Origin of the sequence: Hymenobacter psoromatis (assembly GCA_001596155.1) — a bacterium.
Classification (GTDB): Bacteria; Bacteroidota; Bacteroidia; order Cytophagales; family Hymenobacteraceae; genus Hymenobacter.
This window is the reverse complement of record CP014771.1, coordinates 3,214,741-3,227,573: the sequence shown is the minus strand read 5'-3', so window position 1 is coordinate 3,227,573 and position 12,833 is coordinate 3,214,741. Positions and strand designations below refer to the sequence as shown.

Here is a 12,833-nt window from a genome sequence, read left to right as displayed (position 1 = left end):
TGTTAGCTTATGATTACAAAAATTAATAATTGTACTATAAAGGGTATTTTTTTAATTTTTAATCTACTGTTTTACCCCGCTTTTAGCGTCGATGGCGCGCCAGTCTCAGATTATCAGGCATAACTAGACTTTATGGTTGGGGCTGGGAGCTTCGCCAGCCTCCCTACCCCCCCTACTTCAGCCCCTGGGCCGTGTAGTGGGCCAAGGCCATAATAGTAAGCATGGGGTTGACGCCGCTGCACGCCGGAAAGGCCGAGCCGTCGGCCACGTATAGGCCCTGCACCTCCACGGTTTCGCCGCTGGGGCGCAGCGGGTGGGTGGCGCGCCGGCCGCCGAGGCGGCAGGTGCTCATCTGGTGAGCGCTGTAGAGGCCGTAGCGGTTGGGCTGCCAGGGCAGGTGCGGCAGGGCGGCTAGCAGCGCGGGGTTTTGCACTACCCCCTCATGGGCGCGCAGCACGGGCAGCGTGCCGTGGGGCAGGTACACGGTGTGCGCCCCGGCCGCCACGTGAATATCAACGGCCGCCCGAATGCCAGTGAGCAGATTCTTTTTATCGAATTTAGCTAACTGATAATCAACGAGTGGCGCGCCCTGCTTGTCAATGTGCACCCTACCCCCGTCGCGGTCGCGGGTGAGCACGATGAACGAGCCCAGGTGGTCGGCGGCTTGCAGCAGCTCGCGGTGCTGCGCGCCCGAGCGCCAGGGCAGCACCATCGCCAGCAGGCCGGGGTGGGTGGGCGGCGTTTCGAGCTTCGCCCCGAAGTTGGTGCCCCCGAGCCGGGTAAAGGTGTCATTGACCACGCTCATGCTGGGGCCGTGCCACGAGTGCATGGGCCAGGGGTAGTGCGCGGCCACCGGCACGGTGGGGTGCAGGTGCAGGTGGCGGCCCAGGTGCGGATGCCGCAGGCCCGAGCGCAGCAGCAGCGCCGGCGTCTGGATGGCCCCGCCCGCCACCACCACCGTTTCAGTGCGCACGATTATGCGCACCCGGCGGCCGTCGGCGGTGGTGTGCACGGCCTCGGCCCCGGTGGCCCGGCCGCCCACGATGGTCACGCGCTCGACCCGCGTATCGGGCAGCAGGCGCGCGCCGTGGTCGGCGGCCGTGCGCAGATACGTGTTCAGGGTGCCCTGCTTGATGCCGTGGGCGTCGCCCAGCGAGGAGTAACCCAGGCCCCGAAAGTGCAAGTCGGAATCGGTCAGCCCCCGCTCATTGCGCGGGATGAGGCGCGTTTCCTGGCCCAGCCGGGCCGAGCCGTCGCGCAGGGCCTGGTTCTGGCCGTTGTGGCGGGGGTAGGCGATGTTCACGCCCAGGGCCAGGGCCACGGCGTCGAGGCTTTTGGTGAATTCGGGGCTGATAAATTGCGGCGCGGCGTGCTCGCGGGCCCATTCCTCCAGCACGTAGTCGGGGGTGCGAAACGCGCCGGCCCAGTTCACGGTGGTGCCGCCGCCCAGGCAGGCCCCGGCCAGGATGCCAATGCTGCCATCGCGGGTGCTGAGCGCGCCGCGCGCGTCGTAGAGGCGTCCCATCATGTCCACCTCGCGCTGGGTAAAGTCCGCCCCGTGCAGGTAGGGGCCGGCCTCCAGCACCAGCACATCGTGGCCGGCCTGGGCCAGCTCGCCGGCCACCACGCCGCCGCCCGCGCCCGAGCCAATCACCAGTACGTCACACGTATAGGTAGTATCAGTCAGGGGCGCCAGGGGCCGGAGCGGGCGCTCGGTGGTGCCGGGCGCGTCGCCGTCAGTGGGGGGGGTAGGGCCGGGGTAGCCCAGCGCCGCCCAGGCCGGGTTGGGGCGGCCATCGGCCGGCGCATCGCCATAATAAAGAAAGAGGCACAGCTTGCGCAGCGCGTGAAAGCCCTTGCGCAGCGGGGCCAGCCGCGAACCCGCCCAGCTCTGGAGTAGGCGCTCGCGCTGGACCGGCGTCAGGGCCTCAAACGGCTTGAGCGGCCCCCACCAGGTGAGGCCCGCCAGGGGCTTGGCCAGCAAATCGAGCAGCTGCCCGAACTCGGCCTGCGCGCCCAGCGGCTGTGCCTGAATGGCGGCGGCCAGCTTAGCAAGGTCCACCTGCGCCGAGCCGGGGGGTAGGGCCACCGGCCCGGCGCTGGCCGGAATAAACGTGTCGGCCAAAGCGCGGAGGGTAGCGGCGCGGGCGGGCGTGAGAGCAAACATAGAGCGAGCTAACGGGCAGGAATTGAGCCTGAAAAGATAAGCAGCGTTTGTTAAAGTAGTAGGCATGCCGAGTAGTTTGCGTAGGCTAAGGGTTGGCTTGTCCCGCCTCGCGCCGCCCCGAATCAGCCTTTCCTACCCCCCCGGCACAAGCTAAAGCTTATGCTACGCTTGCTGCACTTTTACCTTTGCGCCATGCCTACCCCCCTGCGCACCCCCGAAACCCAGCACCGCGTTCACTTCCAGGACTGCGACATGCTGGGCCACCTCAACAACGCTCGCTACCTCGACTATTTTCTGAATGCCCGCGAGGACCAGGTGGCCGAGCACTACGCCCTCAATCTGGGCGAGCTGGCCCACGAGCAGCGCGCGGCCTGGGTCATTACCAAGCACCAGCTCAGCTACCTCAGGCCGGCGCGGCAGGGCGTGCTGGTCCGCGTTCGCACCCAGATTATTCATTTCGATAACTCTAACTTGGTGGTAGAGATGCAGATGCGCTCCCACGACGGCCAGCGGCTGCTGGCGCTGCTGTGGGCCGAAATGGCCTTCGTGCAGCTGCCCGCCGGCACCCGCACCGACCACGCCGACGCCCTCATGGACCTGCTCGACGAGCTCGACGAGCCCAGCGCCGACTACGAGCCCGATGGCTTCGACCAACGCGTGAAGGCCGTGCGCCAGGAGCTGAAAAAGGCCCGGCACTCGGGTTCCTAGTTTTTTGAGTTCCTGGTTCCTGATTTCTGGTTCTCTATTTGAACGACAACTAGGAACCAGGAACTTGAAAAACCAGAAACCAGGAACTTAGAAAGGGCGTACAGGAAGTCATCATTGGCGGCGCTCTTGCCGCCCTTTTCCTTTTCCACCTTCCCCATGTCACTTTTCAGCAGCGATAAGCTTAAAGGCAAGCGCATTGCCATTCTGGCCACCGACGGCTTCGAGCAGTCCGAACTTACGAAGCCCCAGAAATTTCTCAAGGACGAAGGTGCCACCGTCGATGTGATTTCTCTCAAATCGGGTTCCATCAAAGGCTGGGACCAAACCAATTGGGGCGACAAAGTTGACGTTGACAAAACGCTATCCGAAGTAAACGTAGCCGACTACGACGCCCTGGTACTGCCCGGCGGCCAGATGAACCCCGACAAGCTGCGCATCGAGCCCACGGCCGTAAAATTTGTGCGCGATTTCGCGCAGTCGGGCAAACTGGTGGCCGCCATTTGCCACGGCTCCTGGACGCTCATCGAGGCCGACGTGGTGCGCGGCAAGCACATGACCAGCTGGCCCAGCGTGAAAACCGACCTGCGCAACGCCGGTGCCGAATGGCAGGACTCGGAAGTGGTGGTCGATGGCAACTTCATCACCAGCCGCAAGCCCGAAGACCTGGACGCATTCAACAAGAAAATCGAAGAAAAGCTGCTCGGTACCGCTAAGTAGTTCTGGCTCTTTTTGACATTGCGCTCACAACGAAGTGAAGCGCGGCAATCTTTCCTAATCGTCGGGGTAGTAGCCCTAACGCCAGAGAAAGATTGCCGCGCTTCACTTCGTTGTGAGCGCAATGACGGGCGATTTTATGCCACGTATCGCCTTAAAAACCACCACATAGCCGCATCAAAAACCAGCAAAAATGCGCCTTGCAGCTGCACCGAGCGGCCGAAGCCATAGAGGCGCTCGGGGCGATTGGCATCGGCCGCAGCGGCGCGGGCTAGCAGCCACAGCGCCACGAGCAGGTAGCCCACGTCGAGGCCGGCGTTGAGTAGAAAAACCTGGCCCGTGAGGTGCATATCGGCCAGCGCGTTGGCGGGCGAGAAGCTGGGTAGCGGCCGGCCGGGATGCGTGCGCAGAATGCCCACCGCCGCCAGCACGGCATTGATGAATGCCCAGGCGCAGTTCATGAAGTGAAAATGATGGAGCCACTCGCGGCTGTTGGTGCGCGGCAGCTCATAACCACTGACCGCCAGGTTGAGGAGCGCCCAGGCCCCGAGCACACCCAGGCCCCGGCCCAGGGCCAGCTCGTGGTGCTGGTAGGCGGCCAGCCAGGCCGGCGCGGCCGGCAGCGTCGAAATAACTAGCATGGCTACAAAGTAACGGCCTTACCTCCCTATGACAGGGCTGTAGCGCTGTCGCCCGGCGCGGGGCACCTCACCCCCTGGGCCTCTCCAAAAGAAAGGGGGCTTATACAGCTGGCTTGCCAGACGCAGAAAGGCGGGGTTAGCTTTAAGTCACTGGCAAGCTAAAGCTTGCCCTACAGTTCCTTACGCAGGCGCGCCACCGGAATGTTGAGCTGCTCGCGGTACTTGGCCACAGTGCGGCGGGCGATGTTGTAGCCGCGGGCGTTCAGCATTTTTTCCAGCTTGTCGTCGCTGAGGGGGTGGTCTTTTTTCTCGCCGCCGATGAGGTCGCGCAGAATGCTTTTCACCTCGCGGCTGCTGGCGTCCTCCCCCGAATCGGTGGCGATGCCCTCCGAGAAGAAGAATTTGAGGGGGTAGATGCCGTGCTCGGTCTGCACTGATTTGGAGTTGGCGACCCGGCTCACGGTCGAGATATCCATTCTAATCTGCTGCGCGATGTCCTTGAGAATCATGGGCCGCAGCTTTGAGTCGTCGCCGGTGAGGAAGAACTCGCGCTGCAGGTCCACGATGGACGACATGGTGCGCAACAGCGTGTTCTGGCGCTGCCGGATGGCGTCGATAAACCACTTGGCCGAGTCGAGCTTTTGCTTCACGAAGCTCACGGCCTCCTTCATTTTCTGGTCCTTTTTGGAGGCCTTGTCGTAGGTCTGGAGCATCTCGCGGTAGTCGCGGCTCACGCGCAGCTCGGGGGCGTTGCGGGCGTTCAGGGTCAGGTTCAGCTCGCCATTGTCGTTGGTGAGGATGAAGTCGGGCATGAGGTACTGCGCCCCGCCGCCGCTGCCGCGGCCGGCGTTCACGGGGCCGTTGCCGCCCGGCTTGGGGTTCAGCTTGAGAATGACGGCCACCGCGTCTTTCAGCTCATCGTCTTCTAAATCAAGCTTTTGCTGAATGCGCTGGTAGTGTTTTTTGGTGAATTCTTCGAAAGTTTCGGTCAGGATGCGCTCGGCGTTCAATGTGTCCTCGTCTTGGCTGCGGCGCTCCAGCTGCAGGAGCAGACACTCGGGCAGGTCGCGGGCTGCGATGCCCGGCGGGTCAAATTGTTGGATAACGCGCAGCACGGACTCAATCTCGGGCTCGGCTACCTCGATGTTCTGGCTGAATGCCAGGTCGTTGGCAATGGCCGCCAGGTCGCGCCGGATGTAGCCGTCGCCATCAATCGAGCCAATGAGCTGCTCCCCGATGAGCTGCTGCTGCTCGCTGAGCCGGGCAAAGTGCAGTTGGTCGAGCAGCGAATCGTGCAGGGAGCTGCTGTTGTCGGCCAGCGGCATTTCGCGCTCTTCCTCGTCGCCGGGGCCGTCGCCCTGCATCTTGTAGCCCGCGATTTCGTCGTCATTAACGTAGTCGCTGATGTCAATGTCGTGGTTATCGTTGTCGATGCCCAGCGCCTCGGGCTCGGCGGCGGGCTCGGGGCGCTCGTCGGCGTAGTCGTCGGGAATCATGCTGTCGTCGGACGGCTCGCTGGGGCTAAAGTCCTCATCCAGCGTATTATCGTCGTTGTCGAGCGAGTCGTTAGGGTCGTCGGCCTCGGCCGGGTCGTCGGCACTGTCGTCGCGCTCGTCGGCCTCGTCGTTGTCGCCTTCCTCCAGGGCCGGGTTCACTTCCATCTCCTCCTTGATGCGGGTTTCCAGCTCGGCCGTCGGAATTTGCAGCAGCTTGATAAACTGAATTTGCTGGGGCGACAGGCGTTGTGATAGAAGCTGCTTTAAATCAAGGCGTTGCATAAAAATAGGACGAAAATAGAAAAATGATTTGGCAATACATTTAAGATAGAATTGCGCAAGTACGCCATAATTGGTCGTAAGGTACTACCGCCGATTTCTGACCGGCGTAGCATGGGGGCATAAAGCCGGGCTTTACCTTTGCGGGCATAGTACTTTTCGTTTTTCGTACGTTGTTTTTCGCTGCTAGTCTCTGCGCAAAGCCCTTATGCCAAACGAAAATCGAAAAAATAATCAACGAAAAACCCCCGCCATGCCCGCCGACCAGCCGCGCCGCACCCGCATCCAAGACCTGCTTACGAGCCCCGACCTCAACCGCGAAGTGCTGGTGAAAGGCTGGGTGCGCACCCGCCGGGGCAACAAATACGTGCAGTTTATCGCCCTCAACGACGGTTCGGGCCTCGCTACCCTCCAAATAGTGGCCGATGCCGAAAAATTTCCCGAAGAAAGCCTGAAGGAAGTCACCACCGGCTCGTGCATCGCGGTGCGCGGCCAGCTCGTGGCCAGCCAGGGCAAGGGCCAGTCGTCGGAGATTCAGGCCACCGAAATAACCGTGCTCGGCACCGCCGACCCCGAGGCCTACCCCCTCCAAAAAAAGGCAACCTCGCTGGAGCACCTGCGCGAAATCGCGCACCTGCGGCCGCGCACCAACACCTTCGGGGCGGTGCTGCGCATCCGGCACGCGCTGGCGTTCGCCATTCACCAGTATTTCAACGACCACGGGTTTTTCTACGTCCACACGCCCATCATCACGGGCTCCGATGCCGAGGGCGCGGGCCAGATGTTTCGGGTGACGACCCTACCCCCCGAGCACCCGCCGCGCACCGACGATGGTGCCGTGGATTACGGCCAGGATTTCTTCGGCAAGCCGACCAACCTCACCGTGAGCGGGCAGCTGGAAGGCGAGCTGGCGGCGATGGCGCTGGGCAGCGTGTACACGTTTGGGCCGACTTTTCGGGCTGAAAACTCGAACACTGCCCGCCACCTGGCCGAGTTCTGGATGATTGAGCCCGAGGTGGCTTTCAACGACTTACAGGACAACATGGACCTGGCCGAGGACTTCCTCCAGAGCCTGGTGCGCTACGCGCTGGCCCACTGCGCCGCCGACCTGCAATTCCTGAACGACACCTACGACCAGGAGCTGCTGGGCCGCCTGGCCTCCGTGACCGAGCACGCCTTCCAGCGCCTCACCTACACTGAGGCGGTGGAAATATTGAAGGCGGCGAAGCAGAAATTCGAGTTTCCCGTGGATTGGGGCACCGACCTGCAGAGCGAGCACGAGCGGTATTTAGTAGAAAAGCACTTCAAAAAGCCGGTTATCCTGACCAATTATCCCAAGGAAATCAAGGCTTTTTATATGAAGCTGGACGAGGACGGCCGCACCGTGCGGGCGATGGACGTGCTATTTCCCGGCATCGGCGAAATCATTGGCGGCTCGCAGCGCGAGGAGGATTTGGCCAAGCTCGAAGCCCGCATGGCCGCGATGCACGTGCCCACCGACGAGCTGTGGTGGTACCTCGATACGCGCCGCTTCGGCACCGCGCCGCACGCCGGCTTCGGCCTGGGCTTCGAGCGCCTCGTGCTGTTCGTGACGGGCATGACCAACATCCGCGACGTTATTCCGTTTCCGCGCTTCCCCAAAAACGCGGAGTTTTAAGCCGGATTATCAAAATGCTGCTTGCCTCCGTGGTAAGACGACGGGCCAGGTAGTTTAGGCTACGTTTGGATTCTCACCAATGTCAGGGGCTTGCGTCCAGTCCTCCAGCGCTGGCAGCGGCAGGCGCTGGAAGTGCCGGGTGTTGTTGGTGACCATTGTGAGGCCGTTGACGATGGCGGTGGCCCCGATGAGCAGGTCGAAATTGTCAATGAGCTGCCCGGTAGTCTGCAAGCGGGCGCATTCACGAGCATAGATTCTGATGGCCGGGGCAACAGAAAGTATGGTGAATGCTTCAATAAGTTGGTCAATAAGAGCGTGTTGATAAACCGGGCGCTGGCTGGTTTCAGCTCCGACGCGCAACTCAGCTTCGGTAATTTCAGAAATAGCGCAGGCCGTAACCCCAACCTGGGCCAAGCGGGCTACAACGGTAGCCGAATTAGCACGCAGCAGATTGACGCAAACGTTGGTATCGAGTAAGTACATTAAGGCCATTGCTGCAACTCGGGTTTTTCGTTGAAATAGCGGCCAGTCCGAATAGCAGCCTCCATCTGGTCGGCCTCTAAGTCGCTGGCCCAAGCACCGACGAAGCTCGGCAACGTGGCTGTTGTCGCAGTCGTGTCCACCTCAGTTCTTGCTGCTTGCAGTGACTGCGCCAGCCGGGCGATAACCTCCAGCCGGTCGGCCGGACTGAGCTTTAACACGGAAGACAAGGCCTCTTCCAGCGTGGGCGTTTTGGCCGGCACCGCAGTGGGCAGCGCGGGCACGGATGATTCAATGGCGGCATTCATGGCAACAAGGTAGCGTGCAGTCCCCTAACGGCGCGGCCCCGCCCGAAGGTTCGGGCCACCCAACCCGGCCGGCTGGCTTAGCGTGGAGCCAGCACCTCCTTTCTCCACCGCTCATGCCCACCGAAATTGACCTTACTGCCATCGCCAACCGGCCCCAAGGCCGGTTCCAAGCCTTCCCTACCCCCCCGACGGCGGCCCCCAGGTGCTGACCCGGCAGCCGGCCTCGTGCTGTTCGTGGCGGGCATGACCGATATCCGCGACGTCATTCCATTCCCGTGCTTCCCAAAAAACGCGGAAATTTAGGCGCGCCCTAGCTGCCTAGTGCGGGGTCGTCGGCCCTTTTGCTGCCTATTATAGTCTCGTAGTGCAGGTAGCCCCAGTCGCTCATGGCCTGCACCACGCGCAGCAGCGATTGGCTGTGCGGGGTGCTCGCGTACTCGACCGTGATGGGCCGGGTGTTGCAGACGGTGCGCTTCACGAGTTGGTGCGCCTCCAGCTCCTGCAACTCTTTGGACAGCACGCGGGGCGAGATGCCGATTTCGCGGCTCAGCTCCTTGAAGCGGTACGGGCGGGCCAGCAGCGCGGCCAAAATAACGAGCTTCCACTTGCCGCTGATAACCTCCAGCGTGTCGCGCACGGCTTGGGGTTGGCTTTTGGCCGCGGAGCCGGGGCAGACGAACATACGAGTATTGTTTTGGTAACCGGTATCCTTTCGGTAATTGATACCAAAGCTACCAACTGGCTGAGGCAATTTTGTCTTCGTAGTCGGCAGTCCAAAGGCCGGCTGGTTAACCGAATCATCCTCAAGTTTTATGAAACGTATTCTGCTTTATGGGGCCACGGGCCGCACGGGCGAGCTGCTGGTTGCCTACGCCCTGCAACAAGGCTATGCCGTGACGGCCCTGGTCCGCAGCCCGGAGAAGCTGACTCAAAAATCTGACCACCTGACCGTTATCCGGGGCCTACCCACGAACCTGGCCGACGTGCGCCAGGCGATGCAGGGCTGCGACGCGGTTATCAGCGCGCTCAGCGCCCTGAGCGATTCCGAGGCTGTCTCATTCAAGAAAATCACGCCGCGCCACACCCTGGAAACGACGATGCGCAACACCATCACAGCGATGGGAGAACAGGGTATCAGGCGCATCGTGACGCTATCCTCCATCGGGGTCGGTGACTCGTGGCCGTATGCGCCGTGGTACATGCGCCTGGCAATCAGGCTGACCAACTTCAAGCTGACCTTTGCCGACCACGATGCCCAGGAAGCCCTGCTCCGGCAGTCCGACCTGGACTGGACCATTGCCCGCCCCGTGGCCCTCAACAACCACAAAACCACGGGCCAGCTGGTCGTGAAATACGATAAAACGCCTTCGCCCTTCGCCATCAGTCGCCAGCGGCTCGCCCAATTTATGGTGGATTGCCTGGAAGGTGATGAGTTTCTGCGCAAGGCCCCGCTGCTGGCGGAGAAAAAATAGTCGGACCAGCTTTTGAGTTAGCCAACTCAATGGAAGCCAGTATCTTTTATGCCCTTGGTATGCGCTCGGTCCCGTTGCCGAGACGCCGGCTTCGGCCTAGGCTTCGAGCGTCTGGTGCTGTTCGTGACGGGCATGACCAACATCCGCGACGTGATTCCATTTCCACGCTTTCCCAAAACGCGGAGTTTTAACCTGCCTGATGAATATTGAATTAAAAAAGCGACCGGGCTGGTCGCTTTTTTAAGGTCTAATGCCCAACTCCGTTTGCTTGCCCTCGTTGCAGTAAGTACTTCATTCTTAATCGTCCGCCATGCCCTCCGAACTCGACCTCACGGATGCCGCCAGCCTGCCCGAAGGCGCGCTGAAGGCTTTTCCTACCCCCCACGACGGCCCCCAGGTGCTGCTGACCCGGCAGCAGGGCCAGGTGCACGCATTTGCCGCGCACTGCCCGCACTATGGTGCCCCGCTGGAAAAAGGCAAAGTGCTGAATGGTAAGCTCATCTGCCCCTGGCACCACGCCTGCTTCAAAGTGGACAGCGGCTACCTCTGCGAGCCGCCCGCCCTCGACGACCTGCCGACATTTCCGGTGCGCGAGGCCGGGGGGCGCATCCTGGTGCAGGTGCCGCCTACCCCCCCCGCCAGCGCCGATAAGCCCGAGGCCACGCCTACGGCCGAGGTGGGCGGCACGCCCCCACCGGCCGCCGCGGCCCCGGCCGATGCGCGCACGTTTGTGCTTGTGGGCGGCGGCGCGGCCGGCGAATTCGCGGCCCAGACGCTGCGGCGCGAGGGCTTCGCGGGCCGCGTAGTGGTGGTGTCGGCTGATGAAAAAGCGCCCTACGACCGCACCAAGCTCAGCAAAGCTTACCTGGCCGGCAAGGCCCAGCCGGCGGCATTGCCCCTGCGCGCGGCCGATTTTTATGCCGCGCAAAAGATGGAGCTGCTGACCGCTACCCGCGCCACGGGCCTCGACCTGAAGAAGCAGGAAATCAGCCTCGAAGGCCAGCCGCCGCTGCATTATGACCAGCTGCTGCTGGCACCCGGCACTACCCCCCACCTGCTGCCCAAGCTGCCCGGCTACGACCTGCTGGGCGTGCTGCCCCTGCGCACGCAAGCCGACGCCGACGCGCTGCTGGCGGCCACGGCGGGCGCGGCCCACGTGGTCATTATCGGGGCCAGCTTTATTGGGATGGAAGCCGCCAGCAGCCTCGTGGCCGAGGGCCGGCAAGTGACGGTAGTGGCCCAGGAAAAAGTGCCTTTCGAGCGCGTGCTGGGTCCCGAAATCGGGGCGATGTTTCGCAATATGCACGAAGAAAAGGGCGTCCGGTTTGAGGTAGAAGCCGAGGCGACGGCCCTGCTCGGCGAGGGCGGCCACGTGGCGCGGGTGCAACTCAAAGCCGGCAAAAGCCTGCCCGCCAACGTAGTAGTGCTGGGCGTGGGCGTGCGCCCGGCCACCGATTTCCTGCGGGACGCTTTTTCCCTGGAAAAAGACGGCAGCGTGCTGGTCGATGCCTGTTTGCAGGCCGCGCCTGGCGTGTACGTGGCCGGCGACAGCGCCCGCTTTCCGCTGGCGGCCAGCGGCCAGCCCACGCGCATCGAGCACTGGCGGGTGGCGCAGCAGCACGGCCAGACGGCCGCCCGCAATATGCTGGGCCAGCAGAAAAAATACACGGCCGCGCCTTTTTTCTGGACGCAGCAATACGGCAAGAGCCTGCGCTACGCCGGCCACGCCGAGCGCTGGGATGACATCATCTACCACGGCGAGGTGGCCAAACAGGATTTCCTGGCGTTCTATGTGCTGGAGGGGCGCGTGGTGGCCGCCGCCAGCATGGGTCGCGATGCCGACATGATTTACATCGCCGAACTGCTAGGTCAAGGCCGCCTACCCTCCCCCGCCGAGCTAAGCCCCGATAGGAAGTGGGCTGAGCTGAACGGAGCTATTATCAGCTAAAGCAGCTTAGCAAAAAGCCCTGCGTTATCAAGGATGATAACGCAGGGCTTTTTCAGGAATAAACCGGGCTACTTAGTGACCCCGGCGGCCGCCGTCATCGCCACCGCGCTGCCCGCCGCCATCACCACCGCGCTGCCCGCCGCCACCGGGGTTGCTCTGGCCAGGGCTGCGGCCCTGGCCCCCGTAGCTGGGCTGGCCGCCTGGCTGGGGCTGACGGCCGGGTTGACCCTGACCACCGAAGTTGGGCTGGCGGCTGGGCTGGCCCTGGCCACCATAGTTGGGTTGGCCGCCCCGGTTGCCATCTACGCGGCTCTGCGGTGTGGCGTAGTTGCCGCGCTGGCCCCGGTCGTTGTCAAAGCCACCCCGGTCGCCGCCTCGGTCATTATCGAAGCCGGCCCGGTTGCCGCCATAGCTGCCGCCGCGGTTATCATAGCCGCCCCGGTTGCCGCCGTAGCCACCCCGGTCGTAGCCATATACCCGGCCCGCGCCGTATTCGTGGCCGTTGTAGCGGCCGGCACCGCCATAGCCGCCGCCCCGGTACACGGTCACGTATTGGGGGTAGCGCTGGCGATAGGTGCCGATGTTGAGCCAGGGCTGAGCGCCTCGGTAGCTCACCGGCACCGGGTGAAAGTAGTAGGGGTCGTAGCCGTCGAGGTAAGGCACCTGCGTCCACTGCTGACCATCGAACACGATGTACACCCCGTTGTAGATGTCATAATATCCGTCAATCTCCGGGATGTAGTAGTACTGCGTGCCCTGCTGCACGGGCGGGCCCCACGGCGGGATGCCGATATTAACGCCCAGGCTCACTTGCGCCTGCGCGGCAGTGGGGGCGGCAAACGCCAGGCCGGTGCCAAGCGCGAAAGCAAGAAAACGAAGGCGGAGTTTCATGGTTGACAAGAAAATGGCAAGTGAGCTTCTGAATAGGATAAGTGCAAGTAGGGTGCCGGATTCTGGTTAGGG

General features: G+C 62.6%; 12 protein-coding genes. 5 read left to right on the top strand and 7 right to left on the bottom strand.

What is annotated here, in order from left to right:
• Nucleotides 1–172: 172 nt before the first annotated feature.
• Nucleotides 173–2,167: a hypothetical protein gene (locus A0257_13650; protein ID AMR28031.1), complete on the bottom strand. Its 1,995-nt coding sequence runs from the start codon at nucleotides 2,165–2,167 to the stop codon at nucleotides 173–175.
• 159 nt (nucleotides 2,168–2,326) lie between these two features.
• Here A0257_13650 and A0257_13645 point away from each other — a divergent pair, with 159 nt between their 5' ends.
• Nucleotides 2,327–2,875, top strand: a complete 549-nt coding sequence (locus A0257_13645) for a hypothetical protein (protein ID AMR28030.1) — start codon at nucleotides 2,327–2,329, stop codon at nucleotides 2,873–2,875.
• 156 nt (nucleotides 2,876–3,031) lie between these two features.
• Nucleotides 3,032–3,592 (top strand): protease, encoded by a 561-nt coding sequence (locus tag A0257_13640; GenBank protein AMR28029.1) that lies wholly within the window; start codon nucleotides 3,032–3,034, stop codon nucleotides 3,590–3,592.
• Between the two features lie 134 nt (nucleotides 3,593–3,726).
• On the opposite strand, the gene A0257_13635 is transcribed toward A0257_13640, so the two are convergent.
• Nucleotides 3,727–4,230 (bottom strand): hypothetical protein, encoded by a 504-nt coding sequence (locus tag A0257_13635; GenBank protein ID AMR28028.1) that lies wholly within the window; start codon nucleotides 4,228–4,230, stop codon nucleotides 3,727–3,729.
• Between the two features lie 170 nt (nucleotides 4,231–4,400).
• Nucleotides 4,401–6,008 (bottom strand): RNA polymerase sigma-54 factor, encoded by a 1,608-nt coding sequence (locus A0257_13630; protein AMR28027.1) that lies wholly within the window; start codon nucleotides 6,006–6,008, stop codon nucleotides 4,401–4,403.
• A gap of 250 nt (nucleotides 6,009–6,258) precedes the next feature.
• Between A0257_13630 and A0257_13625 the strand changes: the two genes are divergently transcribed.
• Complete coding sequence (locus tag A0257_13625) at nucleotides 6,259–7,662, top strand: asparagine--tRNA ligase (protein AMR29764.1); 1,404 nt, start codon at nucleotides 6,259–6,261, stop codon at nucleotides 7,660–7,662.
• Between the two features lie 54 nt (nucleotides 7,663–7,716).
• On the opposite strand, the gene A0257_13620 is transcribed toward A0257_13625, so the two are convergent.
• From A0257_13620 to A0257_13610, 3 genes are all read right to left on the bottom strand, one after another.
• Nucleotides 7,717–8,145 (bottom strand): hypothetical protein, encoded by a 429-nt coding sequence (locus A0257_13620; protein AMR28026.1) that lies wholly within the window; start codon nucleotides 8,143–8,145, stop codon nucleotides 7,717–7,719.
• Nucleotides 8,145–8,450, bottom strand: a complete 306-nt coding sequence (locus tag A0257_13615) for a hypothetical protein (GenBank protein ID AMR28025.1) — start codon at nucleotides 8,448–8,450, stop codon at nucleotides 8,145–8,147. Before A0257_13615 ends, A0257_13620 begins: the two co-directional genes overlap by 1 nt.
• 310 nt (nucleotides 8,451–8,760) lie before the next feature.
• Nucleotides 8,761–9,132: a hypothetical protein gene (locus A0257_13610; protein ID AMR28024.1), complete on the bottom strand. Its 372-nt coding sequence runs from the start codon at nucleotides 9,130–9,132 to the stop codon at nucleotides 8,761–8,763.
• A 130-nt stretch (nucleotides 9,133–9,262) separates the two neighbouring features.
• On the opposite strand from A0257_13610, the gene A0257_13605 reads away from it, so the two are divergent.
• Together A0257_13605 and A0257_13600 are read left to right on the top strand one after the other, a co-directional pair.
• On the top strand, nucleotides 9,263–9,922 hold the full coding sequence (locus tag A0257_13605) for an epimerase (GenBank protein AMR28023.1): 660 nt from the start codon (nucleotides 9,263–9,265) through the stop codon (nucleotides 9,920–9,922).
• A gap of 310 nt (nucleotides 9,923–10,232) precedes the next feature.
• Nucleotides 10,233–11,870, top strand: a complete 1,638-nt coding sequence (locus A0257_13600; protein AMR28022.1) for a hypothetical protein — start codon at nucleotides 10,233–10,235, stop codon at nucleotides 11,868–11,870.
• A gap of 72 nt (nucleotides 11,871–11,942) precedes the next feature.
• Here A0257_13600 and A0257_13595 read toward each other — a convergent pair whose 3' ends face one another.
• Complete coding sequence (locus A0257_13595; protein AMR28021.1) at nucleotides 11,943–12,761, bottom strand: hypothetical protein; 819 nt, start codon at nucleotides 12,759–12,761, stop codon at nucleotides 11,943–11,945.
• Between the last annotated feature and the right edge of the window lie 72 nt (nucleotides 12,762–12,833).